The sequence below is a fragment of the Mesorhizobium sp. CA5 genome, from assembly GCF_020165105.1.
Taxonomy (GTDB): Bacteria; Pseudomonadota; Alphaproteobacteria; order Rhizobiales; family Rhizobiaceae; genus Mesorhizobium.
In genome coordinates this window covers 103612-127398 of record NZ_JAIUHJ010000001.1, presented here as the reverse complement: position 1 = coordinate 127398, position 23787 = coordinate 103612, and the positions used below count along the sequence as shown (strand labels likewise).

Annotated in this window: 32 protein-coding genes, 1 pseudogene and 1 riboswitch; of the genes and pseudogenes, 12 read left to right on the top strand and 21 right to left on the bottom strand. The window is 63.9% G+C overall.

What is annotated here, in order from left to right:
• The first annotated feature begins 120 nt into the window (after positions 1–120).
• The 3 genes from LB529_RS00710 to LB529_RS00700 all read left to right on the top strand — a co-directional run bounded on the left by LB529_RS00710 (position 121) and on the right by LB529_RS00700 (position 1760).
• Positions 121–357, top strand: coding sequence for a hypothetical protein (locus tag LB529_RS00710; protein WP_224709882.1), 237 nt, complete (start codon positions 121–123; stop codon positions 355–357).
• A 201-nt stretch (positions 358–558) separates the two neighbouring features.
• Positions 559–1269, top strand: a complete 711-nt coding sequence (locus LB529_RS00705; protein ID WP_224709881.1) for a lysozyme inhibitor LprI family protein — start codon at positions 559–561, stop codon at positions 1267–1269.
• A gap of 290 nt (positions 1270–1559) precedes the next feature.
• Positions 1560–1760 carry a hypothetical protein gene (locus LB529_RS00700; protein ID WP_095767070.1) on the top strand — a complete coding sequence of 67 codons (201 nt, stop codon included), beginning with the start codon at positions 1560–1562 and terminating at the stop codon, positions 1758–1760.
• Positions 1761–1875: 115 nt separating this feature from the next.
• Here the strand turns inward: LB529_RS00700 and LB529_RS00695 are convergent, their stop codons facing one another.
• The 5 genes from LB529_RS00695 to LB529_RS00675 all read right to left on the bottom strand — a co-directional run bounded on the left by LB529_RS00695 (position 1876) and on the right by LB529_RS00675 (position 5126).
• On the bottom strand, positions 1876–2172 hold the full coding sequence (locus LB529_RS00695; protein ID WP_224709880.1) for a hypothetical protein: 297 nt from the start codon (positions 2170–2172) through the stop codon (positions 1876–1878).
• A 3-nt stretch (positions 2173–2175) separates the two neighbouring features.
• Positions 2176–2625: a MucR family transcriptional regulator gene (locus LB529_RS00690; protein WP_095767194.1), complete on the bottom strand. Its 450-nt coding sequence runs from the start codon at positions 2623–2625 to the stop codon at positions 2176–2178.
• 356 nt (positions 2626–2981) lie between these two features.
• A complete protein-coding gene (locus tag LB529_RS00685; protein WP_224524908.1) occupies positions 2982–3203 on the bottom strand; it encodes a hypothetical protein in 222 nt (73 codons plus the stop codon).
• Positions 3184–4233, bottom strand: coding sequence for a DMT family transporter (locus tag LB529_RS00680; protein WP_224710113.1), 1050 nt, complete (start codon positions 4231–4233; stop codon positions 3184–3186). Before LB529_RS00680 ends, LB529_RS00685 begins: the two co-directional genes overlap by 20 nt.
• A 59-nt stretch (positions 4234–4292) precedes the next feature.
• Positions 4293–5126 (bottom strand): hypothetical protein, encoded by an 834-nt coding sequence (locus LB529_RS00675; protein ID WP_224627644.1) that lies wholly within the window; start codon positions 5124–5126, stop codon positions 4293–4295.
• A 113-nt stretch (positions 5127–5239) separates the two neighbouring features.
• On the opposite strand from LB529_RS00675, the gene LB529_RS00670 reads away from it, so the two are divergent.
• A complete protein-coding gene (locus tag LB529_RS00670) occupies positions 5240–6208 on the top strand; it encodes a LysR substrate-binding domain-containing protein (RefSeq protein ID WP_140846067.1) in 969 nt (322 codons plus the stop codon).
• A gap of 268 nt (positions 6209–6476) precedes the next feature.
• Here LB529_RS00670 and LB529_RS00665 read toward each other — a convergent pair whose 3' ends face one another.
• Positions 6477–6659, bottom strand: a complete 183-nt coding sequence (locus LB529_RS00665; protein ID WP_140846066.1) for a hypothetical protein — start codon at positions 6657–6659, stop codon at positions 6477–6479.
• A 134-nt stretch (positions 6660–6793) separates the two neighbouring features.
• Between LB529_RS00665 and LB529_RS00660 the strand changes: the two genes are divergently transcribed.
• The 3 genes from LB529_RS00660 (at position 6794) to LB529_RS00650 (ending at position 9674) form a co-directional block, all read left to right on the top strand.
• On the top strand, positions 6794–6961 hold the full coding sequence (locus LB529_RS00660; RefSeq protein ID WP_181165039.1) for a hypothetical protein: 168 nt from the start codon (positions 6794–6796) through the stop codon (positions 6959–6961).
• A gap of 145 nt (positions 6962–7106) precedes the next feature.
• Positions 7107–9188 carry an ATP-dependent helicase gene (locus tag LB529_RS00655; protein ID WP_224709879.1) on the top strand — a complete coding sequence of 694 codons (2082 nt, stop codon included), beginning with the start codon at positions 7107–7109 and terminating at the stop codon, positions 9186–9188.
• Between the two features lie 183 nt (positions 9189–9371).
• Positions 9372–9674: a DUF982 domain-containing protein gene (locus LB529_RS00650; protein WP_224544031.1), complete on the top strand. Its 303-nt coding sequence runs from the start codon at positions 9372–9374 to the stop codon at positions 9672–9674.
• Positions 9675–9737: 63 nt separating this feature from the next.
• On the opposite strand, the gene LB529_RS00645 is transcribed toward LB529_RS00650, so the two are convergent.
• Positions 9738–10553, bottom strand: coding sequence for a sterol desaturase family protein (locus tag LB529_RS00645; RefSeq protein WP_224709878.1), 816 nt, complete (start codon positions 10551–10553; stop codon positions 9738–9740).
• A 241-nt stretch (positions 10554–10794) separates the two neighbouring features.
• Here LB529_RS00645 and LB529_RS00640 point away from each other — a divergent pair, with 241 nt between their 5' ends.
• Entirely contained in the window at positions 10795–11214 is a 420-nt protein-coding gene (locus LB529_RS00640) for a hypothetical protein (RefSeq protein WP_224709877.1), read from the top strand.
• Positions 11215–11222: 8 nt separating this feature from the next.
• On the opposite strand, the gene LB529_RS00635 is transcribed toward LB529_RS00640, so the two are convergent.
• The 3 genes from LB529_RS00635 to LB529_RS00625 form a co-directional block, all read right to left on the bottom strand.
• Positions 11223–12008, bottom strand: coding sequence for a GGDEF domain-containing protein (locus LB529_RS00635; protein ID WP_095767192.1), 786 nt, complete (start codon positions 12006–12008; stop codon positions 11223–11225).
• Between the two features lie 379 nt (positions 12009–12387).
• Positions 12388–13200 (bottom strand): hypothetical protein, encoded by an 813-nt coding sequence (locus LB529_RS00630; protein WP_224710126.1) that lies wholly within the window; start codon positions 13198–13200, stop codon positions 12388–12390.
• Positions 13201–13409: 209 nt separating this feature from the next.
• Complete coding sequence (locus tag LB529_RS00625; RefSeq protein WP_224524924.1) at positions 13410–13919, bottom strand: DinB family protein; 510 nt, start codon at positions 13917–13919, stop codon at positions 13410–13412.
• Between the two features lie 61 nt (positions 13920–13980).
• Between LB529_RS00625 and LB529_RS00620 the strand changes: the two genes are divergently transcribed.
• Both LB529_RS00620 and LB529_RS00615 read left to right on the top strand, forming a co-directional pair.
• Positions 13981–14673 (top strand): glutathione S-transferase family protein, encoded by a 693-nt coding sequence (locus LB529_RS00620; RefSeq protein ID WP_224709876.1) that lies wholly within the window; start codon positions 13981–13983, stop codon positions 14671–14673.
• A 24-nt stretch (positions 14674–14697) separates the two neighbouring features.
• Positions 14698–14994 carry a DUF1905 domain-containing protein gene (locus LB529_RS00615; RefSeq protein WP_224709875.1) on the top strand — a complete coding sequence of 99 codons (297 nt, stop codon included), beginning with the start codon at positions 14698–14700 and terminating at the stop codon, positions 14992–14994.
• A gap of 53 nt (positions 14995–15047) precedes the next feature.
• Here the strand turns inward: LB529_RS00615 and LB529_RS00610 are convergent, their stop codons facing one another.
• Entirely contained in the window at positions 15048–15281 is a 234-nt protein-coding gene (locus LB529_RS00610; RefSeq protein ID WP_140842289.1) for a hypothetical protein, read from the bottom strand.
• A 157-nt stretch (positions 15282–15438) separates the two neighbouring features.
• On the opposite strand from LB529_RS00610, the gene ndk reads away from it, so the two are divergent.
• Both ndk and LB529_RS00600 read left to right on the top strand, forming a co-directional pair.
• On the top strand, positions 15439–15861 hold the full coding sequence (ndk, locus tag LB529_RS00605) for a nucleoside-diphosphate kinase (protein WP_224709874.1): 423 nt from the start codon (positions 15439–15441) through the stop codon (positions 15859–15861).
• Between the two features lie 163 nt (positions 15862–16024).
• A complete protein-coding gene (locus LB529_RS00600; protein ID WP_224709873.1) occupies positions 16025–16273 on the top strand; it encodes a hypothetical protein in 249 nt (82 codons plus the stop codon).
• On the opposite strand, the gene LB529_RS00595 is transcribed toward LB529_RS00600, so the two are convergent.
• The 10 genes and pseudogenes from LB529_RS00595 to LB529_RS00550 form a co-directional block, all read right to left on the bottom strand.
• On the bottom strand, positions 16248–16592 hold the full coding sequence (locus LB529_RS00595; RefSeq protein WP_140700021.1) for a DUF190 domain-containing protein: 345 nt from the start codon (positions 16590–16592) through the stop codon (positions 16248–16250). The two genes, LB529_RS00600 and LB529_RS00595, sit on opposite strands and share 26 nt — an antisense overlap.
• A gap of 32 nt (positions 16593–16624) precedes the next feature.
• Positions 16625–17047 (bottom strand): fluoride efflux transporter CrcB, encoded by a 423-nt coding sequence (crcB, locus tag LB529_RS00590; RefSeq protein WP_411962410.1) that lies wholly within the window; start codon positions 17045–17047, stop codon positions 16625–16627.
• A gap of 126 nt (positions 17048–17173) precedes the next feature.
• Positions 17174–17563 (bottom strand): annotated as a pseudogene (gene crcB / locus LB529_RS00585) (fluoride efflux transporter CrcB); the annotation flags it as partial.
• Between the two features lie 98 nt (positions 17564–17661).
• Positions 17662–17723: riboswitch (Fluoride riboswitch) on the bottom strand.
• 220 nt (positions 17724–17943) lie between these two features.
• Positions 17944–18213 (bottom strand): hypothetical protein, encoded by a 270-nt coding sequence (locus LB529_RS00580; protein WP_224709871.1) that lies wholly within the window; start codon positions 18211–18213, stop codon positions 17944–17946.
• A 181-nt stretch (positions 18214–18394) separates the two neighbouring features.
• A complete protein-coding gene (locus LB529_RS00575) occupies positions 18395–18808 on the bottom strand; it encodes a YbaY family lipoprotein (RefSeq protein WP_224709870.1) in 414 nt (137 codons plus the stop codon).
• Positions 18809–18943: 135 nt separating this feature from the next.
• The gene (locus LB529_RS00570) at positions 18944–19423 is read right to left on the bottom strand and encodes a molybdenum cofactor biosynthesis protein MoaE (protein ID WP_224709869.1); all 480 of its coding nucleotides are present in this window, start codon (positions 19421–19423) and stop codon (positions 18944–18946) included.
• 1 nt (position 19424) lies between these two features.
• The gene (moaD, locus tag LB529_RS00565) at positions 19425–19682 is read right to left on the bottom strand and encodes a molybdopterin converting factor subunit 1 (RefSeq protein WP_224605681.1); all 258 of its coding nucleotides are present in this window, start codon (positions 19680–19682) and stop codon (positions 19425–19427) included.
• Positions 19683–19691: 9 nt separating this feature from the next.
• Complete coding sequence (pgsA, locus tag LB529_RS00560; protein ID WP_095767046.1) at positions 19692–20288, bottom strand: CDP-diacylglycerol--glycerol-3-phosphate 3-phosphatidyltransferase; 597 nt, start codon at positions 20286–20288, stop codon at positions 19692–19694.
• A gap of 318 nt (positions 20289–20606) precedes the next feature.
• The gene (gene uvrC / locus LB529_RS00555; RefSeq protein WP_224633166.1) at positions 20607–22697 is read right to left on the bottom strand and encodes an excinuclease ABC subunit UvrC; all 2091 of its coding nucleotides are present in this window, start codon (positions 22695–22697) and stop codon (positions 20607–20609) included.
• Entirely contained in the window at positions 22694–23458 is a 765-nt protein-coding gene (locus LB529_RS00550) for an SDR family oxidoreductase (protein WP_224607036.1), read from the bottom strand. Before LB529_RS00550 ends, uvrC begins: the two co-directional genes overlap by 4 nt.
• Positions 23459–23787 lie beyond the last annotated feature (329 nt).

Below are 23787 nucleotides of genomic sequence, written 5' to 3'. Positions count from 1 at the left end.
GGAGATCGGCGCTTCGCAAGAGCCAGGGCCCGGGATGAGACCCCCGCTCGCTGTCTTTGGCCGTTCAGCAAAAAACTCGAAGGACTGGAACCAGTTGTCGGCCGAAGCGTTTGGACGCCCGTGATCCGCTATCTCGCCCTGGCTTTCATTTTCTTCCAGGTCGCCACGACAACCGCGCTGGCGACGCAGGTGGTTCTGTTCGAAGACGAGACCGCTCACATTGCTCTCGCCGCTGAACCCGCGAGCGGGCTGCAGGGCCAACCAACCTCGCCCCAAGCGGCCAAGATAGCGAACCGGCTCGAGACGCGGGAGCCGGAACACCTGTTGATCCAAATCGATTCCGGAAAATCATCTTAGACTTGTGATTGACGAAGAGGCTGGCGGACACGCCCCTCTATCCTGCCGGAATGTCTTCCCTCAAGGAAGGATTGTTCGTTCCTCCGCTTTCACCAATCACCGTCACACTTTGCTTGCCACGTCACAGATTTGGCGTTGATCGCCGCTGTTGTCTCAACCTATGCTGGCGCGAGCGGCGGGTTCAAGCAGAGGACAGATCAGATGTCAGCCAAGACCTCGCTCCTTTCGGCCTCGCTGGCGGTCGCGATTTTCGCGGTCGTCGCCGGGCTGACCATGCTTCCCACCACCCCCGCGGCCCGTGCGGCAACCATCGACTGCGCGGCAGCGAAGACGCAGGCCGACCTTGCGACCTGCACGGCCGCGAATGCCGCTTCGGCGGACGCGGGGCTCAATGCAGTCTACAAGGAGCTGGCGGGACGTCTGGCTCCCGCCGACCTGAAGCGCCTGCGCGAGGCGCAGCGCGCCTGGATCCCGTTCCGCGACAAGGAATGCGCCTTCCGCACCGAGCCCTATGCCGATGGCTCCGCGCATTCGAGCCTGATCGAGTCCTGCAAGGCGGAGTTGACCAAGGTGCGGCTGGCGCAGTTGCAGCACCAGTTGCAATGTCCCGAAGGCGACCTCTCCTGCGTGCCGCAAACCGGCGGCAGCGCCGCGCCCGCGACGGCTGGCACGGCGTCTGCGAAACCCGCCGCTGCACAGGCAAGCCGGAACGACACGCGGCCATGCGTGCAATCCGCGGGAAAGGCGAAGTCGGACCAGTATGTCTCGCAATGCGTCCAGGTGTCGCCGGCGACCCATCCGCCCTGCAACGGGCAAAATGCATGCAGCATGATGATCGACGAGATCAAGCGCGGCTGCGCCATGATCGGCAACGACAACCCGCCCGCCTTTTGTTCCGCCTACAAGAACTAAGCCGCACCCGACGTCGCTCCTGACTGCCACGGCGATCAACATTCCCGGAGAAAGATCAACCCGTCGCAAGCAGACAACCGCAAGTTTGCCTCGTGCTCAATATTGATGCAGCAAGCGACGATACCACCAAAAAGGCAGCGAAATCTTCTGACCCAAGCATGATGCTTATCAAAAATTGATTTCAGTTTTTATCGCAAACCTGCGACCTTGCCGATGCGCCGTGAGTCGTGAGTTGGCGCCAACGATAACTTGATCCAAGAAAACTTGGCTCTGGCATTCAGGAGCTCACGATGGGCGCGGCGATCAACGATCCACGCACGTTGCGATATGTCGCGGAAATCACGCGCAAGCTGGCGAAGATGCTCTCGCGCACGCGCTACAACATGCTCGTCTATCTTCTTGAGATGACGGCGGTCGAGGCGGAAAGCCTGGCCAACGAGCAGGACCCCAAACAGGTCCGGCCGGCGGAGCCGCCTCAGGTCCTCGGCTGAGCGCTCGCCATAAGGCGGTCCAGAGCGTTTCACCGTTTCGAGGAAACGGTAAATCGCTCTATCTCCCTGTTTTGACGCAGTTCCGGGCGGAAAGGCTACGCCGAAGTCGCCGAGCCTAACCGCTCACACTTTTCTGGAATTGCTCAAGGACTGCGAGACATTCCAGCCTGTGCGCCTCGATCACCGGCGGAGCGTCGCATTCGATGATGGCGCGCTCGAACCGGTCGAGCGCGTCGAGCGCCGCAAGCAGGCCGCCGGACGGACTGCCCAGCGAAAACAGGATGCGCCGCGCCTTGACGCCGTGAGCCGCACTCACTGAGCACTGCGCGGCGACCCCGCGGCGCAACGCGGCAAGGTCGGCCAGACGGTCGCGCCATGGCCATGGCGCGACATCATCCGCTGCGGGCAACATGCCTCAGGCCTTGGCCTTGCGCTTGCCCTTGCTCCTGGCCGCGTCGCCGCCGGCCGGCTTGCGGCCGAGGCCGGAGGATTTGGCCAACGCCGAGCGGGTGGCCGAGTAGCTCGGCGCCACCATCGGATAATCGGCGGGCAGGCCCCATTTGGCACGATATTCGTCCGGCGTCAGGTTATGATCGGTCGCGAGGTGACGCTTCAACGACTTGAACTTCTTTCCGTCCTCCAGGCACACGATGTGGTCGGGGAAAACCGAGCGCTTCGGGTTGACCGCGGGCGTCTGCGCCACCGCCTCCTTGACAACGCTGCCGGTGGCGAGCCTGCGCACCGACGCGCTGACGCTGGCGATCAGATCGGGCAGGCCGGAGGCAGGGAGCGGATTGTTGCCGACATAGGCCGAGACAATGTCGGCGGTCAGTTCGATTGCAGTCTTGTCGTCGATGTTGGACAATTTTTTCACCTTCTGCTGGCCCTCAAATCGCCAGCTCTTTTTTTAAGACTTTCGTCGGTGTATCGAATTGGACCTGTCCCCCAACGGACCGTCCAGAGTCAGTAAAGCTACGAGACTCAATACCAGGCGATGTTTCTACACGGACTGGAAACGCGCAAGTTAGGAATTCTAATAGCTATAGCGCACGCTTTATAGCACCGGCCGCCCGCCTGGATAGGTAAAAAGGGCTATAGCACTTCAACCTACGGTAGGAGTTGCTGAAAAATCGAAGTTCAGGCCAAGTTCCAGCACGGCAACGGCAATCCCCCCGCCGGATGCTCGACCATGCGCGATTCGGCGGCCCCATGGCAAATCGCTCATCCGGCGGCGATACCGCGCCTGAGCTCGGCAGGCGGCCTCTCCGCGAGGATCTCCAGCACGCGCTTCCAGCGCGCGCAGCGGCTAAAGTCCTTCTGCTCGATGGCCTTTTCGGCCTTCATGGCCGCATAGAGCGGCGCCTCCGCGCCAAACTCCCTGACCAGCCAGTGCGCCTCCTGCCTGGCGCGGCGTTCGTCCTCGTCAACGGCCATTTTGGACATTGTGCCTGCTCTCCGTACCTTCGATGCCGACCGCAAGGCAGCTGCCAATGACGAGGACGGCGCCGGCAACAGCCGTCATCGACAAGCTTTCGCCCGAGAGCGTCAGCAGAAACGTGGAAGCTATCGGCGTCAGATAGGCGACGACCGCTATCCTGCCGCCGTGGTCGAGCTTTGCCGCGCGCGACCAGAAATAATAGCCGAGCCCCATCGGGCCGGCGCCGAGATAGAAGCCGAGCAGAAGATGCGCGCCGGTCGGGCGCACGACGCCATCATGCAGGCACCAGGCGAAGGTGAGCGCGACACCGATCAGCGCCGAAGGCAGGAGCAGCCGCTCGGGCGACACGGCGAGGCGGCCGACAGCGAACGAGTAGAAGGCCATGCAGAGCGCGGAGCCGAAAGCGGCGAGATAGCCGACAAGGCTGCCGCCTTCGAACCATGCACTGTTGGACCAAAAATGCGCTCGGCCGCCGGAGATCACTAGCGCCACGCCGACGAAACCAAGCGCCGCCGCCAGCCCGAGCAACAGCGGACGCCGCGGCCTGCCAAGCAGGATGACCGCCGCGGCAGTCATCAGCGGCCAAGTATAGGCGACAAGGTTCGCCTCGATGACCGGCGCCGAGGCGAAGCCGATATATTGCAGGACCATGGTGCCGACCAGGCCGAGGAAGCCAACGAGATAGGCGAGCGCGGCATTTCCCTTCTCCCCTTGTGGGAGAAGGTGGATCGGCGCGAAGCGCCGAGACGGATGAGGGGTGTTGGAAGGAACTCCGGCGTCGGCGATCCGTCCAGCACCCCTCATTCGACCGAGCTTCGCTCGGCCACCTTCCCCCACAAGAGGGGAAGGAAAGAGCCGGATCAGCGCGAAAACCAGGGTCGCGCCGCAAAATTGCAGGAACTGCACTTGCGACACCGGATAGACGGCAAGCAACGTCTTGCCGACCAGGGCGTTGGTCGCCCACAGCGCCACGGCGCCGAGGGCGAAGGCAAGCGCCGCGCCGAGGGCGCCGGAAAGGCTTTGGCTTTCCGGCATGACCGGCCCGAGGCTCAGCGACACTGAAGGCGGCTGACACTCGACCGGATCGTCGGTCATTACCAAGACTCCCTCGCCCCGCCGGAAACCGCTTCCGCCGTCGGCTGCGGCACAGGATGTTCCTCGGCATGGCGACGGTAGGCGGGCAGCTGGTTGGTCCAGACATCCTCGGCCAGCTCGTTCACCCAGGCACGGTCATGGTCGTTGTCGGCGGCGAGGTAGAACATGCGGTTGTCGTCGACATAGGGTTTGGCCGCCGAGCGCTGGTTGAGCACCAGCGTGACGCGCTCGCCGAGCTGGATCGGCGCGGTGCGGTGGAGCACACCGAGGAACTGGCCGAGCGTGGCGTAGTTCATCTTGTGGTCGATGCGCATGATCTTGTTGCGCGGCAGCTCGCGGCCGGATTCCAGAATCGAGCGGCCGGTCTCGGAATCGTCGCAGTAGATTTCCAGATGACCGCCGATGAGAGGATCGCTGATCGACAGCGGAATGAGCTCCGTCACCGGAACGCCGTCGCAATGCCATTCGACCGCGCCATCCCTTGGATTCATGAAGGTGACGGTCGAGCCGACGATCGACAGCGGATAGGGCTCGAGCTTGGTTCCCATCATATCGGACAATCTTTCCAGGCGCAGCTTGTCGTGCAAGAGCTCCTTGATCTCGGGAATATAGCGGTCGGCACCAGTGATGAAGGTGAGGTCGAGGTGCTTGTGCACGGCATGGCTGGCCTTCAATTTGAGCGCCGCTTCTTCGATAGCGGCAAGCAGAGCCGGGTCGTAACCGTGACGATACTGGGCGACGCCGAAACCCGACACTTTCCAGGAGGTCTCATGACCAATGATGGCCTCGCGGCTCATTGCACAGCGCAGTTCGGGAATTGTATGGGCGTTCATTCTATTTTCTCCAAGATGGGGGCAACACTTGGTTAACAGTCATTTAAACGTCTACCCCTGTAAATTTAGGAATGCTGGTGGTAGCGTAAGCCCAGCTTAAGGTCGAAAACCCCGTGCGACTGCTCAGTCAGGTCAACCTCAACTCACTGAAAATCGTGGAGAGCGCCGCGAGGCACAGGAATTTCACGCGCGCCGGCGAAGAGCAATTCATCACCGCTTCCGCCGTCAGCCAGCGCGTGAAGAGCCTGGAGGATCAGCTGCGCTTCAAGATCTTCGAGCGTGGCGGCAACGCGGTGTCGCTGACGCCGGAGGGCGAGACCTATGTGGCGCGCGTGCGCGAGGCGCTGGAGCGGATAGTGGCGGCCAGCATGGAGGCAACCGGCCAGTCGCAGGCGCATGTGTTGCGGATCTGCGTGCTGCCGACCTTTGCGGCGCGCTGGCTGTTTCCGCGGCTTTCGGCCTTCCAGCATCAATATCCCGACATCGAGATGCGGGTGTCGACCTCTTACGCCACCCATGAATTCTCGACTTCGGAATACGACCTCGAAATCCGTTACGGCGACGGCAATTTCCCCGGTCTCACGTCGGAGCTGCTGTTCAAGGAAGATCTGACGCCGGTGTGCAGCCGCAAACTCTTCCATGAGGTGCTGGGCGACAAACCGCTGTCGAAGGTAGTGCCGGAGGATCTGCGCTACTTCACGCTGCTACACTCTGACACGTGCACGCAGAACTGGCAGTCGTGGCTGGGCTTTGCCGGCGCAAGCTTCGTGCTTGGCGAAACGAGGAGCGTCTATTTCGATAGCTGCATGATGTCCTACGAAGCGGCCAATGCCGGCATGGGCTTTGCCGTCGCCAACCGCGCCTATATGGCAAGCGACATCCGCGCCGAGCGGCTGGTGGCCCCCTTCGCGGTCCACCATCCCAACACGGCGGGTTGGTATTTCGTCAGCCCCATCAAGGCGGTCGGCGCCCGCAAGGTCGAGCTGTTCAAGCGGTGGATCATGGCCGAAGCGGCGCTGACGCAGCGCCAGTTGGACATCGAGATCGCCAACGTGCCGGTACGGCGCGTGGCGATGGCGTGAAGGCCAGTCTTCCACGGATGCTCACTTGAGCGAATTCCGCACCTCCGGAGGCCTCGCAATGGCGGGCTTTGCAGAATTTCGTGATTTTCTGTGGTTCCCTAGCCGGCTAGCGTGATCGCGCCATGACGCGAAGCGGAGACTCAGCTATCTTGTGTTGTGCGGCGGGCCTGATTTTCCCGCTTGGCCGGCGCTACCCAGCTTCCTCCCAAGCAGCGCCGGCCTTCTTCGTTTCAGCCCGACGATAATCTCGGCAAGGCCGGCCCTGGCGCTATTGCTTCGGCGGGGTGCCCGGCTGATCGCCGCCGGTGGTCGATTTCGGCACAGGGTTCTTGTCGACCTGTGGGTTCTGGTTGACTTCATCGCCCGGCGCCTTGGTGGGCGGCACGCTGTTGTCGCAGGCGGCGAGCACGAGCCCTGCCGCAAGAGCCAGCAGCACAGGAAGCTTCTTCATGACGACCTCCTCTCGTTCGCTCCTTTGAGGGGCAAACGGGACGGTGGCGGTTTGGTTGCGTTGACCGGCGGGAACCAACCGATCCGAGTCCGGTTGGAATCCCGAGCCAATCGAACGCAACGAGGAAACTGATTATGGTCCGCCTTCTGCTTGCCGGGCTTTTTGCCTACACCGCCTATCGCGTTGCCGTGAGGATCATCGACGAAGTGCCTGGAGACGTCGCGCCGCTGGATATGCCGGGCGACGAAAGGCGCAATTTGCGGCGCCAGTCGGCGGCAATGGGGGTCGAGCCGAAGCGGTAGCGGCTCTTTCGATTGGGAATAGCCCCTTCCGGTGAAGCGTGGATGTCGGCGCTGCCCCTCTCCGGCCGCTTCGCGGCCATCTCTCCCCCCTTGCGCGGGCCGAGGAAATTATTGCGAACAAAGCGGAAACGATGCTTGATGGGCGATGAACATCGCCGCTCGTGATTCGTCCTTCGAGGCGCCCGCCTATCTTGGCCGGCTGAACGACGAGCAGCGGCTGGCGGTGATGCATGGCGACGGCAAGGTGGCGGCGCCGCTGCTGGTGATCGCCGGCGCCGGCTCCGGCAAGACCAACACGCTGGCGCATCGCGTCGCCCATCTCATCGTCAGGGGCGCCGATCCGCGCCGCATTCTATTGATGACCTTCTCGCGCCGCGCGGCGGCCGAGATGGCCAAGCGCGTCGAGCGCATTGCCGGCGAGGTGCTGGGGCGCGACGCGGCAATCATCGCCGACGCGCTGGCCTGGGCCGGCACTTTCCACGGCATCGGCGCGCGACTGCTGCGCGACTATGCCGAACAGATCGGCCTCGACCCGGCCTTCACCATCCATGACCGCGAGGATTCGGCCGACCTGATGAACCTTGCGCGGCACGAGCTGGGATTCTCGAAGACCGAAAGCCGCTTTCCCACCAAAGGCACCTGCCTGCAGATCTATTCGCGCGCGGTGAATGCGCAGGCGCCGCTGGGAGAAGTGCTTGGCTCGGCTTTCCCCTGGTGCTCAGGATGGGCGGACCAGCTGAAAGAGCTGTTCGCGGCCTATGTCGAGGCCAAGCAGGCGCAGAACGTTCTCGATTACGACGACCTGCTGCTCTACTGGGCGCAGATGGCGGCCGAGCCGGAGATCGCGGCGCATCTCGGCGGCCGCTTCGATCACGTGCTGGTCGACGAGTACCAGGATACCAACCGGCTGCAGGCCTCGATCCTTCTAGCGCTGAAGCCGGACGGCGCCGGGCTGACCGTGGTGGGCGACGACGCACAGTCGATCTATTCCTTCCGCGCTGCCGAAGTGCGCAACATCCTCGATTTCCCGAAACAATTCGCAAAGCCCACCGAGATCGTCATGCTGGAGCGCAACTACCGCTCGACCGAGACGATCCTGGCCGCCGCCAACAAGGTGATCGGCGAGGCCAGCGAGCGCTTCACCAAGAATCTGTGGACCGAGCGCCGGTCCTCGCACAAACCGCAACTGGTCAGCGTGCGCGACGAGGCCGAGCAGGCCAACTATGTATGCCAGGCGATCCTGGCTGAGCGCGAGGCGGGCACGGCGCTGAAGGCACAGGCGGTGCTGTTCCGCACCTCGAGCCATAGCGGGCCGCTGGAGGTGGAGCTGACGCGCCGCAACATTCCCTTCGTCAAGTTCGGCGGGCTGAAATTCCTCGATGCCGCGCATGTCAAGGACATGCTGGCGATGCTGCGCTTTGCCGAGAACCCGCGCGACCGCGTCGCCGGTTTTCGCGTGCTGCAGCTTATGCCGGGCATCGGCCCGTCCGCCGCCTCGCAGATCGTCGACGCCATGGCGACATCGCTGGACGAGACACTGGGCCTCGCACGGTTCCGGCCGCCGCAGCGCGCGGCGCAGGACTGGCCGGTCTTCCTCGACATCTATGGCGGTTTACGCGCCGGCGCGAAATGGCCGGCCGACCTCGAGCGGATCAGGCTGTGGTACGAGCCGCATCTGGAGCGCATCCATGAGGATGCGATCACGCGCCGGGCCGATCTCCTCCAGCTTGAGCAGATCGCATCGACCTATCCGTCGCGCGAGCGGTTCCTGACCGAGCTCACCCTCGACCCGCCCGACGCCACAAGCGACCAGGCCGGACCGCCGCATCGCGACGAGGACTATCTCATCCTATCGACCATCCATTCGGCCAAGGGCCAGGAATGGAAGAACGTCTTCGTGCTCAATACCGTTGACGGCTGCATCCCGGCCGATCTCGGCGTCGGCACCAAGGAGGACATCGAGGAGGAGCGACGCCTGCTCTATGTGGCGATGACCCGGGCCAAGGACAGCCTGCATCTCGTCGTGCCGCAGCGCTTTTATCCGCACAACCAGGCGGCGCGCGGCGACCGCCACGTCTATGCCTCGCGCACGCGCTTCATCCCGGCCTCGATGCTTTCGGCCTTCGAGCAGTCGTCCTGGGCGAGCGCCGCGCTCAAGGACGACCCGCGCCAGCGGCCGGGCGTCAAGGTCGACCTCGGCGCCCGCATGCGCGGCATGTGGAAATAGGCTGTCTGGCCGTTCCAGCGACTGCAAGGCAAAGAGCCCGATTTGTCTCCGCGCCAGCGGGGAGCACGCCATCCTTGAGAAAACAGCGGCATGCGTGGAACCTCCCGCCGCAAGCCGCGTTGTGTGGCGTCCTTCCCCAGCCAGGGAGGCTCGCCGCCTCCGCAGCCAACTGACGAGGTCCGAATGCACGACAGGACGTTCTTCACACCGGTCGCCCTCAGCGTCGGCGCCGGCCACAAGCGCATGATCGCCTCGCTGTTCGAGATGCATGATTTCCTGACCGAGTTCCCGCCGTCGCGCCGCCGCCTCAGCTATGGCGCCGCGGTGAAGGCCTGCGAGGCCGCGCGGAATGGAGAAATCCCGGTCGAGGTCGCGCGCGATGCGCTGATCACCTTCGCGGTGACGGCAGGCGTCTTGTGGCCTTCGGAGCAGCCGGTCGTCTCGGTCAAGCCGGTGGCGCGCGGCTATGGCGGCTTCGCCGCCTGAATTTTACAATAGAACACCGCCCTCCCGGAAAACCCGCCCTCAGTGGCGGGTTTTTCCGTGCCGTCATTCCGGCTTGGCGGCCGCCGGTAACGTTTCTGCGATCGGCGCGACCGGTTCGGCCGCGGTCACGAAGGGATAGACGAGCTGCTGGTGATAGAGCTGCGGCACCGGCTCGTCGATGCCGTATTTTTCCGGCATATGTTGCGGCATGAACAAGGTGCCGCCGATCAGATCGAGGACGGGCAACTGTCCGGCGAAGTTCTTGTCATAGGCCTGGCGTTCGTTGGCATGGTGCCAGTGATGAAACTGCGGCGAGGCAATCAGCCATCTCAGCGGCCCGAACTTGATGCGGGTGTTGGAGTGAATGAACACCGACTGCCAGTGATAGATCAGCACATGGATGAGAACCGCTTCGCCGGAAAAACCCAGGGCGAAGAGCGGCAGGAACGAAGCCGACTTGGTCAGGATCTGATCCACCGGATGCACGCGGTGGCCGGCCAGCCAGTCCATCTCCTCGATCGAGTGATGGATGGCGTGAAAACGCCACAGGAACGGCACCGCATGAAAGGCGCGATGGGCAAAGTAGAAGCCTATATCGGCGATGAGCAGGGCCTCGATCGTCTGCAGCCATAAAGGCTGCGACCGGACGGCGGCCGAAAGCGCCTCGGGAACGACGCGCGGGATCACCAGCATCGCAGCGCCGATCACCAGCAACAGGCCGAACTTGATGACGATGCCGTTGAAGAGCAGATAGAAGACGTCGTTCAGCCAATGCCGGCGCGCGGCCGATTGCTCGGCATGCAGCGGCAGGAGCTGCTCGAGCGGAATGAAGATGAGGGCGATGCCCAGCACCGCCTTGTAGTCGATGAGATCGAACACGGTCGCTCGCGGATCGGCTGAGGCCAGTCTCCGACACTAGCCGCCAAAGAATGAACGGACCGTTGCTGGCATACGCGGCGCTGCGAAATCGCATGAAAACTTTTCGACGGCTGCGTGAAACACCACACGGACGGTTGCCGTTCACCATGTCAGTTGCGGCGCGCTTTAAGTCTTTGTTTTGATGCATGTCGTTGTCCCGGAACCGTTGCACACTTCCGGGCGACATGCATCGGGAGGGCGGATGTTTCTCGATCGCGAGCGTTTCAAGCCGGCGGCCGAAATGCGGCTTGGCCGGGACAAGTCGTCGATCCGAGCGACGATAACCGATCCGAAGGCCTGCGAACTCGGCGAAGCCGTCTATGCCTGGGTCACCGCCGACGGCCAGGCGGTCAGGATCGGCACCTGCGGCGCCTCGGCGGGCAAGCGCCTGCTTTCCTATCCCGGCTACATCAATCGCAGCCTCACGGGCCGCGGCGGCGCGACGCCTAAATGGGAAGCGCTGAGGTGGCTGAACCTGCTCGCCGAACACGGCATGCTGATGGCGGTGGTGCATCAGCCGGGCCCGACCCCGACCGCGGCAGGCCTGATCAGGCCCTATCTCGATGTCGAGCGCCAGTTGATCCGCCAGCACAGGCCGCTGCTCAACCGCAGCCACCGTTGACCTCGGATTCAGTGGACCGTGCCGGCGGCATCGCCCGCCGGCCCGCCGCGCGGAATCTCGAAGCTCACCTGGTCGCGGCCATTGGACTTGGCCTTGTAGAGATGGCGGTCGGCGACCTGGAACATGTCATGGTAGGTGGTCGGGCCGCTGAAGGCGGTGCCGCCGATGCTCACGGAAAGCGGCCAAGGCCGCCCGCCGGGCGCAAACTCGGCCTCGCGGATGCGGCGCCTGATGGATTCGGCGACCAGAAACGAGCGTGCGGCGTCGGCGCCGGGCAGGAAGACCGCGAATTCCTCGCCGCCGATGCGTCCGACAATGTCGGCGCCGTGCAGTTGCCCCTTGATCGTCGCGGCGATCAACCTCAGCGCCTGGTCGCCGCAATCGTGACCGAGGCGGTCGTTGATCGATTTGAAGTGATCGGCATCGACGATCAGCAGCGCGCCGGTGTCGGCGACCGTTTGGTCGCGCGCCCGCTCGAGATAGGCTTCGACCAGCATCGAGAAGGCACCGCGATTGAAGACCGCCGTCAGGCTGTCGGTCGCAGCAATGACGCCGAGTTCCTTCTGCGTGATGGCCAGCTGGCGCATCTTCCACATCAGGAAGAACAGGAAGGAGCCGCCAAGGACAAGCGGCAGGAAAAGGTCCGTGAGTTGCGCCCAAAGCAGCGCCTGCGGCGACAGCGAGGGGAAATTGAAGGAATCGACGAAGAAAGCGGCGGCAATGAAAAAGGCGGTACCGGCGGCGGTGACCACCACGACCCTGCCCCAACTTGTCGGGGACAAATCGATGCGCATGCCCTTTGCTCCCACTGCAACACGCTTATTGTGGAGCGCGAGCGCAAAAGAAGTCCTAACATATTAGCTTCAATGCAAGTGTGGTTAACACGCCGTCGGCACCGCCTGCGGTGGGGGCAAGCAGCCACGGAAGGCTCTCCGACTGGCCGGAGGCCTCGTCAGGCACCGCCGGCCGCAGCCGGCAACGCGGCAGGAGTGCCGCAGAGCCTCACGGCCGGTCCGATGCTCCCGGTTGGCCGTTGGCTGCATGGTATTGCCCCGCTGCAACCGGTCGATTGTCCAGCGGGAGAACAATATCGGCTTCAATGCAAGCTCGGTGCGCGCAGCAATAACGCGAACGGCAGGCCCGCCTCCACGGCGGCGGGCTCTGCTTTTCCTTTTAGTGGGCTGTCGAGCTGCCCGAACCACCCACGGTGCCACCGATTCCACCGGTCGAGGTATTGCCGGAACCTATGGTGGAGCCGGCGGCCGAGCCGCCGATGCCGGCGTTGAAGCCGCCGGAGCCGCCCACCGTGCCGGTGCCGCCGACGCCGCCCGTCGCACCAAACGAGGTACCAGTGTTGGGGATGATTGTGCCTGTGGCACCACCAATCGAGCCGCTGGTGCCGGCGTTCAAGCCGCCGGCGCCGCCGCCCACGGAGCCGGTACCGACGACGCCACCGGTCGCACCGAACGAGGTGCCGGTGGTTGTATCCATGGCACCGCCAATCGAGCCGCTGGTGCCGGCGTTCAAACCACCGCCGCCTACTGTGCCGACGCCGCCGATGCTGCCCGTCTCACCGAACGGGGTGCCGGTGGTCGTGCCCATGGCATCGCCAATCGAGCCGCTGGTGCCGGCGTTTAAGCCGCTGGCGCCGCCCACCGTGCCGGTGTCGCCGGTCGCACCGAACGAGGTGCCGGTGCCGGTGGTCGTGCCCGCGACGCCTCCCACCGAGCCAGTAGTGCCGGCGTTGAAGCCGCCGGTGCCGCCCACGCCGACGCCGCCGATGCTGCTGCCAAAGCCAGTGCCGAGACCGGTTGAGCCACCCATCGAGGAGCCCGTGCCGGTGCTCACGCCGCCCGGGTTACCCGCCGCGACGCCAGTGTTGCCAATACCAAAGCCGATGTCGAGACCAGCGGCATTCGCCGGCACGGCGAGAATGGCGATGCCGCCGATCAATGTGCCGGCGATTTTTTCTGCGATACCATTCATGGCATTCTCCTTCGTTGCATCTTTTTTCGCACCGCATCGCCGGACTGCCGGGTCCGTGCGCATGCCTGTGCTAGAGGGAATGAAGGGAATACGAACGGGCTCGGTCAGGGTTCCATTTTTCTAAGGAAAAATTCGCTGATTACGCGTCTTCCTTGACGGTTGAGTTTGATCGACAATCGGCTCGCGGAAAAGCCTGGACCATGCAGCGCTCAGGCGTAGGCGCGACCTTCCTCGGAGCGCTGGAACAGCGCCAGGTCGAGCGACACCGAGGGCCGGCCGAGCACCGTGAGCACCATATGCGCCTGGCCGCGATGGTGGGTCTGGTGGTTGAAGAAATGGCCGAGCGCCGGCGAAAGGCGCTGCGAGACGGTGCGCATGTCGACGGTCATGTAGGAGAAACGGCCGGCGAGCGTCTTGTCACCAATCCCGCCCACCCAGTCGACGATCCTCCTGTCCTCGGCCTCGCGCGCCAGCCTCAGGGCCGGCAAGGCGTGGTAGAGCATGGCGGCGGTGTTCGAAGGCGCGTCGCCCTCGCCGGTGAAGCGCTTCATCCAGACGCGGTCGACGGCGAGCAGATGGTTGAGCGTGCCGAGCATCGAGCCGAAGACGGCGCCGACGTCGCGACCGAGCTCGTCTTCGGCAAGATCGGCGGCGGCATCATAGAGACGGCCATTGGCCCATTGATTGTACGCCGCAAACATCATGAAATGCTGCTTCATTCTTCCCACCCGGCTTGACCCGAATCCGGACCCTTCGTAACCCGCAGCAACGGACCCGCCAATGACCATTCTGCTCTATGACCTCGTCGGCCATGACGTCGCCCGCCCGTTCAGCCCGCATTGCTGGAAGACCAAGATGGCACTGGCGCATAAGGGACTTGCCGCCACCAACGTGCCGACGCGCTTCCTGGAGGTGCCGAAAGTCGAAGCCGGCGTGTCGAGGACGGTGCCGGTGATCCGCGACGGCGAGCGGGTTGTCGCCGATTCCTTCGCCATCGCGCTCTATCTCGACGAAGCCTATCCGGAACGGCCGACGCTTTTTTCCGGCGAAGGCGGCAAGGCGATGGCACGCTTCATCGAGCGCTGGTCGCAGCTCACCATACACCCCTACATCGCGACGGTGGCGCTGACCGATCTGCATGCGATGCAGGACGAACCGAACGCTGCCTATTTCCGCGAGAATCGCGAGCAGCGCTATGGCAAGCGCCTGGAAGACATCGTGGCCAACCGCGATGCTGGGCTCCCGGCCTTCCGCGCCGCGCTGGAGCCGCTGCGCTCGACCCTCGCCTACCAGCCTTTCATCGGCGGCGAGGCGCCGCTGTTTGCCGATTACATCGTGTTCGGGGCGCTGCAATGGGGCCGCATCGCCTCGCGCTTCCGGTTGCTCGACGACGGCGACAGCATCGCCCGCTGGTTCGAGCGCTGTCTCGACCTGCATGGCGGGCTCGGCCGGCAGGTCGCGGCGGCGGCGTGAAGTCTGCGAGTGTTGGGGGCTGGCATGTTGCGCTATGAGATGCGGGCCGAGATTTGGGTCTACCCCGGCAAGGGCGGCTGGCATTTCGTGACACTACCGTTGGAGTTCGCGGCACGGATCAAGGCGGCGATGACGGGGCTGGCGCGCCCTTGGGGCTCGCTCGGCATCACGGCGGCGATCGGCAAGGCCAGGTGGCAAACATCACTCTTTCCCGACAAGGCGTCCGGCAGCCTTCTGTTGCCGGTCAAGGCCTCGGTGCGCCAGCGCGAAGGTCTCAAGGCAGGGGATTCGCCGACGCTGACCATTGAGGCCGAGCTTTAGATCAGAGCCGACTGAAGCCGACCGGTCAAAATCCTGTGCAGTGCCATTCGCGTCTACTTTGACGTGTCCTTGTCGCGCGCGTCCCCGTTCGGCGCATTGCCGTCGGCCAGCCTCACGCAGATCGGATCGCCCTGTTCCATGCGCACGCACTGCCATTCCGGGCCGAAGCCGAAATTCTGCTCCGCGCGCTGCGGGAAGAACAGCAGGGCGAAGACAGCCAAGGCAAGAACCACGGCCACTAAGACAATGCCCGCCATGTCGCCGCGACTGAGGTAGGGCCAGTTCATCGCCTCGGCTCCAAGCTGCGTCCAGCGCGTTCGCAGCCGTCCAATTATCCCGCAAAGCGCTCGCCTTGACCAGAAGCCGCCTCCCCTTGGCAAGCCGCCGGGCGGCTTGTATAGAGCCCGCCACTCCAATTTCCATTCCCACAACAAGGACGACCCTATGGCGATCGAACGCACCTTCTCCATGATCAAGCCGGACGCGACCAGGCGCAACCTGACGGGCGCCATCACCAAAATGCTGGAAGACGCCGGCCTGCGCGTCATCGCATCGCGCCGCGTGTGGATGAGCCGCCGCGAGGCGGAAGGGTTCTACGCCGTCCACAAGGATCGCCCGTTCTTCGGCGAGCTGGTGGAATTCATGTCGTCGGCGCCGACCATCGTGCAGGTGCTGGAGGGCGAGAACGCCATCGCCAAGAACCGCGAAGTGATGGGCGCCACCAATCCGGCGAACGCCGCCGAGGGCACCATCCGCAAGGTCCATGCACTGTCGATCGGCGAGAATTCGGTGCATGGCTCGGACGCGCCCGAAGCCGCCGCGCAGGAGATCAAGTACTGGTTCTCGGACACTGAGATCGTCGGCTGAGGCGCAAGCTCGAGTTTCACGGAACGGCCCGCTCCAGCGGGCCGTTTTTGTTTGAAACGGGTGGTCACATCCGCCGCCTGCCCTAGGTTCAGCGAAATTGGCAAAAGTAGCGCTGAGCGTCGGCGGCTGTGAGCCGCGCTTCCGCCGAACCGAGGAGGGAGGCATGATCAAGCCTCATGTTTCTGAAAGTGGCCTTGCCTATCCGGACGATCTTGTCCTGTTGAAGCGTATCTATGACGAGGTCTGCGAGGAGCGCGGCATCGTCTTAGGCAGTCCCGAGGCGTCGGACCTGGCGATAGAAGCGATGAGACTGTTTTCCGCCGGTGTCTTCGATGAAGTGGCCATCGGCCGCCGTCTCCGAGGCGGTGACGTGGAGACCGGGAAGTTCAGTCCCCGTCGCCGTAGCGGATGACTTCCACCTTCTCCCGGGTGATCAGGCAGCTCTTCGTCCTGGTCAGTGCCTTGATCTCAGGGATCAGCGCATCGATCTTCTCCGGCGCGTCGACGATCTCGACGACAATGGGCAGATCCTGCGACAGGCGCAGGATCTTGGCGGTGTGGAGCACGCTGGAGCGGCCGAAGCCGAGCGGGCCTCTCAAAACCGTGGCGCCGGCCATGCCGGTCTCGCGCGCCTTGATGACGATTGCTTCATGCAGCGGCTTGCCGTCGGCCGCCCTGTCATCCTCGCCGAAGAAGATCCTGAGCAGCGCGCATTGCGCGGGAAGTTCCATGTTCTCTTCTCCCTGATCACCTGTGTCGCCCATCACCTATTGGCCGACTGCCTGTCGACCGGCAGGCGGTTGACCCTGGACGCCATAAGGTAGCCCAGCCACGCGGCGGCGAGCGACAGGCCGACCACACTGATGAGATAGGTCGCGGCCAGCGGCAAGTCGCCCTCGAACAGCATAGTGAAGGTGTCGAGGCTCATCGCTGAAAAGGTGGTGAGGCCACCGCAGAAGCCCGCCATGACGAAATTGCGACTGGCGGGACCGACCATCATGCGGCCGTCCGGCCCGGTGAGCGTGGCGAAAACCACGATGATCCACGAGCCGACGACATTGACGAAAGCGGTCGACCACAGCGCGTTCAGGCCGAGCAGCGAGACGATGACATAGCCCGACAGGAAGCGGGCCAGGGAGCCGGTCGCCGCGCCGCAGCCGACCGCCAGATAAAGTCGCATTGCCATCTGTCTGTCCACCATCGCTCAGCCCATAGCCCCGGTGGTTGAGCCAACCACCCAGGTGGTTGACCCAACCACCCAGGTGGCTGACTCAGCCACCCAGGTGGCTGACTCAGCCACCCAGGTGGCTGACTCAGCCACCCAGACCACCGCCCAAAAGCCGAGCGCGACGAACAGCACGCACAGCACCGACGAAGCGACGACGTTGAAGGCGGCGAGCCGCCCCTCACCGTCGACCGCGAGGTTGACCGTCTGCAGGCAGAAGGACGATACCGTGGTGTAGCCGCCGAACAGGCCGACGACGATCAGGTCGCGCACGAGATCGCTGGCGAAGACGCCGCCGACCGAGCGTGCCGCGCCGGCGAAGGCGCCGATGGCCAGGGCGCCGGAAACATTGACCAACAACGTGCCCCAGGGAAAGGTCTCGCCGATGGAACGGCCGACCACGCCGGAGAGGAAAAAGCGGGAAATGCCGCCGAAGAAACCGCCGATCAGGACCAGGGCGCAAGCCGCAAGGGTCATCGCTTCAATGCCTTTCCAAACGCGATCCCAAACCGGAATCACCTCATAAGAACAGGCACGAAGCGGAGCGGAAAAACAAATCCTGCCGCGCGAGAGCACGCCTGGCAGGAGTCATCAGCCCATAAGGGCGGTTTCGGGGAACCCCATCCCCATTTCGAGGGAACCTAGGCGGTTGCAACAGCGCGGTCAATTGCGACGTGCTGAATGACGGACAGAACCGTCGAGACGGTCAGGCCAGCCGGAGCATGATGCCGAAAAGCGTGGAGCGGTTTTCGGACGACATCAGGCTCTGTTGTTTTCGACGCAATTCCGGACCGAAAACCGTGCCCCGTTTTTCCCCGAATTGCTTATAAAACCCGCCGGCTCCCGGCGGGCAGACGTCATTTGGCCTGACGGTCTTTCACATTCGCGTGGGCGTTCGCTGCCTCTGTATCGGTAGACGGCGTCTTCGTCTCCTCACCGGTGAACGGACTGCCCTGTCCAGGCGCAAGGTCGCCGCTGTGGCCGGCCTTGTTGGTCTGGAACGGCTGGCTGTCTGGGCTGAGGCCATGCTGCTCGGCATTGAACAGATGATCGTCCGCCCGGGCAACGCCAGCAAAGGCAATCAGCGATACACTCGCGGCTGCGAGGATGAGCGTGCGTTTTTTCATGTCTGGTCTCCTTTGAGTGGCCAGATCGAGCCCGCGCATTCGGTCTGGCGGCTTAAGTGAAGGGACATTGTCCCTTTGCCTGCCCGCCATCTGCATAAGTCAACGCCCGGCGTTGCCGGTTTATTCCGGAGAAAACGGTGTCCAGGTGCAAAAGTTGCGCGGTCGGGCTCGGCGCACGACGTCAGCGCGCCATTCTCAGCAGAACCGTCTGAGACTTGCCCGCCAGCGGATCGACCTGATGACTTGCACCGGTAACGAACATCAGCCGTTCGCCAACGGTGATACGCGCCTGCAGCGTATAGGTCCGGCCCTTCTGGATCGCCTTGGGATCGAAACCGATGTCGAACCTGATCGGCACTTGGCCGGTGGGCGCTATCCTGCGCCTGGCGACAACGGTTGCCGGCGCCTCGGCCAGCGAGACATCGGCGAGCTCGACCACGAGCACGGCGTCGGGCGGCAGCGCGATGCGCTCGCGGTAGGTCACCTCGCCCGCGATCGTCATTTCGCCAGCCTGGGTCGCTTCCGGCACGGCGAGCGCGCCGACGACCAATGGCACCAGCCCGAAAATGAAGAATTCCGCGATGCGGTCCAGCATGAGATTGCTCCCGCCAAGCAAATCAAACCACCCGGCAGGCTTGGGAAGAATTGCGGTCGTTCGATGACCGAACGGGAGTTTTTTCTGATGCATGTCGTTGCCCCAGAACCGCTGCACAGTTCTGGGCGACATGCATTATTCGTCCTGTTTCTTCCAACGGTCCGCAGCTTGATCGTCGGCTTCCTTGGCCTCGACCCAGCTGCCCTCGGAGCCGTCGGCGCGGTATTCCTTCTTCCAGAAGGGCGCACACGACTTCAGGTAGTCCATCAGGAAATTCGCCGCCTCGAAGGCCGCCTGCCGGTGCGGTGAGGCCGCAACCACCAGCACGATATTCTCGCCCGGCGCTATCTTGCCGTGGCGGTGGATGACGGTGAGCCCCTGCAGGGGCCAGCGCCCGGCGGCCTCGGTGGCGATGCGGCCGATCTCGGCCTCCGCCATGCCGGGATAGTGCTCGAGCTCGAGCGCCGAGAGCGCGCCCTGCTCGTCACGGCAAAGGCCGGAAAAACTGACCACGGCGCCGATATCGGTCCGGCCTTTGGTCAGGCCGGCGATCTCGGCGGCGACGTCGAAGTCCTCGCGCTGGATGCGGATGGCGGGCACGACCGCGCCGGCCATGTCAGCCCCCGGTCATGGGCGGGAACAGGGCGATCTCGCGCGCGCCTTGGATCTTCTCGCGATGGCCGACATGTTCCTGGTTGATGGCGACGCGGATGACGTCCGGGTATTGCAGCGCGTTCTCATACTCCTCGCCGCGCGACTTCAGCCAGCGCAGCAGATCGGCGACCGTCTCGATGCCGGCAGGCAAGTCGACGTCCTCTTCCGGCTTGCCGATCCGCTCGCGCACCCAGGCGAAATAGATGAGTTTCGTCGACATCCGCGCTTCCTACTCGTCCATGATGTGCTTGAGGCCGGCGCGGAAATAGTCGTAGCCGGTGTAGAGCGTGACAAGTGCCGCGACCCACAGCAGCACGAGGCCGATCTGCGTGGTCAGCGGAAAGATCTTGTCGCCGGCCGGGCCGACCAGCAGGAAGGCGATGGCGACCATTTGTATGGTGGTCTTCCATTTGGCGAGCTGGGTCACCGGCACCGACACTTTCAAGGCGGCCAGATATTCGCGCAGCCCCGAAACCAGGATCTCACGGCACAGGATGATGATTGCAGCCCACAGCGACCAGCCGGCGATGCCGCCATGGCGGTCGGTGTCGGCGGCAAGCAGGAGCAGGCAGGTTGCGACCAGCAATTTGTCGGCGATCGGGTCGAGCATCTTGCCGATGTTAGAGGTCTGCTGCCAGGCGCGCGCGAAATAGCCGTCAAAGTAATCGGTGATCGAGGCAAGCAGGAAAATGACCAGCGCCGACCAGCGGGCGAAGTCGGACGACTTCAGGTGGCCTTCAAGAAAAAAGCACAGCACGACCAGCGGCACCGCGATGATGCGGGCATAGGTAAGGATGTTCGGCAGGTTGAACGCGCGCTGTGCCATGTCGTCTCGGGAAATCTCCACCGCCAGACGTACTCAAATCAGAAGCCAATGTAGGGGGTCAACAGCCGAGATTCGATTGACCAGGGAAAAATGGCGCGAAGGTCGGCGTGAAGCACCTCTCTCGACTTGCGCTATTTCTGTTTCGGAGGCGGAGGATTGCGGCTTCGAAGTCGGCCTTTACTTGAAACGTCGGGGATTGGGCGAAGCCCAGGCACTTCGTCATCCACGGGCGGAGCGGGAGCGAAGCGGACGCTCCATGGTATGGCACCCCTCGCCACACCGACGCCTTGGTCAACCTTCCATGCTCGCGACCAGCCCTCAGCTCTCGTGGAAGTGATTGTAGACCAGCTTCGCCACGTGCTCGGAAATGCCGTCGACCTTGACAAGGTCCTCGACCGCGGCGCGGCTGACTGCCTTGGCGGTGCCGAAGGCGTGGAGCAGCGCGCGCTTGCGGCCGGGACCGATGCCGGCGATCTCGTCGAGCGGGCTTTTGACCATCTCCTTCTTGCGGCGGGCGCGGTGGGAGCCGATGGCGAAACGGTGCACCTCGTCGCGCAGGCGTTGGACGAAATAGAGCACCGGATCGCGCACCGGCAGCATGAAAGAGTCCCTGCCCTTGACGAAGAAGCGCTCGCGGCCGGCGTCGCGGTCCGGGCCCTTGGCGATACCGATGGCCACCACCCTGTCCTCGACGCCGAGATCGGCAAGAATCTGGCGCACGGCCGTCATCTGGCCCTGGCCGCCGTCGATCAGGATGACATCCGGCCAGGCCGGGAAGCCGCCATTGCCGGCGACCAGATCCTCCTCGCCGGCTTCGTCCTCGACGGCCGAGCCGGGCTGGACGTCCCCATGCTCCTTGAGCAGCCGCGAAAAGCGCCGCTGCATCACTTCGCGCATCATGCCGAAATCGTCGCCCGGCGTGATCTCGGTGGAGCGGATGTTGAATTTCCGGTACTGGTTCTTCACGAAACCTTCCGGTCCGGCGACGACCATGGCGCCGACCGCGTTGGTACCCATAATGTGCGAGTTGTCGTAGACCTCGATGCGCACCGGCGGCTTTGCCAGGCCGAAGGTCTCGGCGAAGCCGGCGAGCAGCCGCGCCTGCGTCGAGGTCTCGGCCAACCTGCGGCCAAGCGCCTCGCGCGCGTTCTGCAGCGCGTGGTCTGTCAACTCCTTCTTCTCGCCGCGCTGCGGCACAGAGATGGATATCTTGCGGCCGGCATGTGTGGAGAGCGCCTCGGCGAGCAGTTCCTGTTCCTGCGCGGCCTGGGAAAGCAGCAGCGTGCGCGCCGGCAGTTTGTCGTCATAGAATTGCGCCAGGAACGAGCCCAGCACCTCCGCCGGCTCCAGCGCCGGATCGGCCTTGGGGAAATAGGCGCGGTTGCCCCAGTTCTGACCGGTGCGGAAGAAGAATACCTGGATACAGGTCTGGCCGCCCTCCTGGTGGATGGCGAAGACGTCGGCCTCCTCGACCGTCTGCGGGTTGATGCCCTGATGTGCCTGCACATGCGAGAGCGCCGCAAGCCGGTCGCGATAGATGGCGGCGCGCTCGAAATCGAGCTCTTCGGAAGCCTGCTGCATGGCGGCCGAGATTTCGGTCTTTACCTTCTGGCTGCGGCCGGAGAGGAAGTCCTTGGCCTCGGCGACCAGCTCGGCATAGCCCTGATGCGAGATCTCGCCGGTGCAAGGCCCGGCGCAGCGCTTGATCTGATAGAGCAGGCACGGCCTTGTGCGGTTCTCGTAGAAAGAGTTGGTGCAGCTTCGAAGCAGGAAGGCGCGCTGCAGCGAATTGATGGTGCGCCCGACGGCGCCGGCGGAAGCGAAGGGGCCGAAATAGTCGCCTTTTCGCGAGCGCGCGCCGCGATGCTTGTAGATGCCGGGCGAGACATGGTCGCCGGTGAGCAGGATATAGGGGAAGGACTTGTCGTCCCGCATCAGCACGTTGAAACGGGGCCGCAGCCGCTTGATGAGGTTGGCCTCGAGCAGCAGCGCCTCGATCTCGGTGCGGGTCACGACGAATTCCATCGTCGCCGTCTCGCGCACCATGCGGCCGATGCGGGCGGTGTGGAAGCGCCCCTGCGCGTAATTGGTGACGCGCTTCTTCAGGCTGCGCGCCTTGCCGACATAGAGAACGTCGCCGGCGGCGTTCATCATGCGATAGACGCCGGGCTGGTTGGGCAGCCGCTTGACCAGGGTCTGGATCACCTCTGCGCCGACCATCCCATCTGCGTCGCCGGCATGCGGCGTCCAGTCGATGGCCGTGAAGGCGACCTCGGGGCCGGACGGCAAAGGCTCGGCCTCGACGATCTCCTCCGCCGCCTCGTCCTCAACGTCCATCTCGGGGTCGATATCGGGCGGCAGATCGTCGGCGGCGCCGTTTCGTTTGTCTCTTTGGGCTACGGGACTCATTCCACCATGCCTGTCACATCGGGCGTCTGCCACGCAAGATGCTGCCCGCCATCAAGCGCGATCATCTGGCCGGTCACCGAGCGTGCCTGCCACAGATAGCGGATCGTGGCGCCGAATTCGGGCAATTGCGGGCCGCGCTTCAGGATCAGGCCCTCGACCTGTTTGCCGAAATCATCGTCATCCTGGCGCTTGTTCTTCAGTGTCGGGCCGGGGCCTATGGCGTTGACGCGGATGCGCGGTCCGAGCGCCTGTGCAAGCATTTGCGTTTGCGTCCACAGCGCTGATTTCGACAGCGCATAGGAGAAATAGCGCGGCGTCGGCCGCCAGACGCGCTGGTCGATGATGTTGACGATCAGCCCCTCCTCGCCTTGCGGCAGCGCGCGTGCAAAGGTCTGCGCCAAAAGCGCCGGCGCCTTCACATGGATGGCGAAGTGGCGATCCCAGGCCTCCCAGTCGAAATCCTCGACGCGATCGTCGACGAACAAGGAAGCGTTGTTGACCAGCAGCGTGACGGGTCCGAGCGCCGCCTGCGCGCGACCGACAAGATCACCCACGGCATCCATGTCGGTGAGATCGGCGGCGACAACGGCGGCGCGGCCGCCACCGGCCACGATCTTCTTCGCCAGCGCCTCGGCCTCGTCGCCGGAGCGATTGGCGTGGATGGCGACCGCAAAGCCATTGGCGGCCAGATCCTCGACGATCGCCTTGCCGATCCGCCTTGCTCCACCCGTCACCAGCGCGACGGTCGTGGCTTGTCTCATGGTGTCAATCCTCAATCGGCTTCACGATTCCGGGAAGCCGGCACAATGTGACGGGCCAAGCGTTAAATGCCATTTCCACCTGGGGCAGGAATGTGGCGAAGCGGCCCGGACGCGCCTCCGCCCCATCGGATTCGGGGCGCCGTTCCCGGCAATATATGTCGCCGGACCCCTTGAACCAAGCGGTCTGCGGCGCAACATGATTAGCCTGCTGACATTCGCTGTTGCGAAGATGCAACGTCAACTTTCGGCCTTATTCGCGCCGGGGAATGACCCAAGTTCAGGTTCGCTTCAGCCGCATTTCAGCACGACATTCGGAACCGTTGAGCGCC

Excerpts from the sequence above, each read along its gene's own strand:
- LB529_RS00705 (WP_224709881.1), top strand. The coding sequence starts at position 559 with ATGTCAGCCAAGACCTCGCTCCTTTCGGCCTCGCTGGCGGTCGCGATT.
- LB529_RS00700 (WP_095767070.1), top strand. The coding sequence starts at position 1,560 with ATGGGCGCGGCGATCAACGATCCACGCACGTTGCGATATGTCGCGGAA.
- LB529_RS00695 (WP_224709880.1), bottom strand. The coding sequence starts at position 2,172 with ATGTTGCCCGCAGCGGATGATGTCGCGCCATGGCCATGGCGCGACCGT.
- LB529_RS00685 (WP_224524908.1), bottom strand. The coding sequence starts at position 3,203 with ATGTCCAAAATGGCCGTTGACGAGGACGAACGCCGCGCCAGGCAGGAG.
- LB529_RS00680 (WP_224710113.1), bottom strand. The coding sequence starts at position 4,233 with ATGCCGGAAAGCCAAAGCCTTTCCGGCGCCCTCGGCGCGGCGCTTGCC.
- LB529_RS00675 (WP_224627644.1), bottom strand. The coding sequence starts at position 5,126 with ATGAACGCCCATACAATTCCCGAACTGCGCTGTGCAATGAGCCGCGAG.
- LB529_RS00665 (WP_140846066.1), bottom strand. The coding sequence starts at position 6,659 with ATGAAGAAGCTTCCTGTGCTGCTGGCTCTTGCGGCAGGGCTCGTGCTC.
- LB529_RS00660 (WP_181165039.1), top strand. The coding sequence starts at position 6,794 with ATGGTCCGCCTTCTGCTTGCCGGGCTTTTTGCCTACACCGCCTATCGC.
- LB529_RS00655 (WP_224709879.1), top strand. The coding sequence starts at position 7,107 with ATGAACATCGCCGCTCGTGATTCGTCCTTCGAGGCGCCCGCCTATCTT.
- LB529_RS00650 (WP_224544031.1), top strand. The coding sequence starts at position 9,372 with ATGCACGACAGGACGTTCTTCACACCGGTCGCCCTCAGCGTCGGCGCC.
- LB529_RS00640 (WP_224709877.1), top strand. The coding sequence starts at position 10,795 with ATGTTTCTCGATCGCGAGCGTTTCAAGCCGGCGGCCGAAATGCGGCTT.
- LB529_RS00635 (WP_095767192.1), bottom strand. The coding sequence starts at position 12,008 with ATGCGCATCGATTTGTCCCCGACAAGTTGGGGCAGGGTCGTGGTGGTC.
- LB529_RS00630 (WP_224710126.1), bottom strand. The coding sequence starts at position 13,200 with ATGAATGGTATCGCAGAAAAAATCGCCGGCACATTGATCGGCGGCATC.
- LB529_RS00625 (WP_224524924.1), bottom strand. The coding sequence starts at position 13,919 with ATGAAGCAGCATTTCATGATGTTTGCGGCGTACAATCAATGGGCCAAT.
- LB529_RS00620 (WP_224709876.1), top strand. The coding sequence starts at position 13,981 with ATGACCATTCTGCTCTATGACCTCGTCGGCCATGACGTCGCCCGCCCG.
- LB529_RS00615 (WP_224709875.1), top strand. The coding sequence starts at position 14,698 with ATGTTGCGCTATGAGATGCGGGCCGAGATTTGGGTCTACCCCGGCAAG.
- LB529_RS00610 (WP_140842289.1), bottom strand. The coding sequence starts at position 15,281 with ATGAACTGGCCCTACCTCAGTCGCGGCGACATGGCGGGCATTGTCTTA.
- ndk (WP_224709874.1), top strand. The coding sequence starts at position 15,439 with ATGGCGATCGAACGCACCTTCTCCATGATCAAGCCGGACGCGACCAGG.
- LB529_RS00600 (WP_224709873.1), top strand. The coding sequence starts at position 16,025 with ATGATCAAGCCTCATGTTTCTGAAAGTGGCCTTGCCTATCCGGACGAT.
- LB529_RS00595 (WP_140700021.1), bottom strand. The coding sequence starts at position 16,592 with ATGGAACTTCCCGCGCAATGCGCGCTGCTCAGGATCTTCTTCGGCGAG.
- crcB (WP_411962410.1), bottom strand. The coding sequence starts at position 17,047 with ATGGCAATGCGACTTTATCTGGCGGTCGGCTGCGGCGCGGCGACCGGC.
- LB529_RS00580 (WP_224709871.1), bottom strand. The coding sequence starts at position 18,213 with ATGAAAAAACGCACGCTCATCCTCGCAGCCGCGAGTGTATCGCTGATT.
- LB529_RS00575 (WP_224709870.1), bottom strand. The coding sequence starts at position 18,808 with ATGCTGGACCGCATCGCGGAATTCTTCATTTTCGGGCTGGTGCCATTG.
- LB529_RS00570 (WP_224709869.1), bottom strand. The coding sequence starts at position 19,423 with ATGGCCGGCGCGGTCGTGCCCGCCATCCGCATCCAGCGCGAGGACTTC.
- moaD (WP_224605681.1), bottom strand. The coding sequence starts at position 19,682 with ATGTCGACGAAACTCATCTATTTCGCCTGGGTGCGCGAGCGGATCGGC.
- pgsA (WP_095767046.1), bottom strand. The coding sequence starts at position 20,288 with ATGGCACAGCGCGCGTTCAACCTGCCGAACATCCTTACCTATGCCCGC.
- uvrC (WP_224633166.1), bottom strand. The coding sequence starts at position 22,697 with ATGAGTCCCGTAGCCCAAAGAGACAAACGAAACGGCGCCGCCGACGAT.
- LB529_RS00550 (WP_224607036.1), bottom strand. The coding sequence starts at position 23,458 with ATGAGACAAGCCACGACCGTCGCGCTGGTGACGGGTGGAGCAAGGCGG.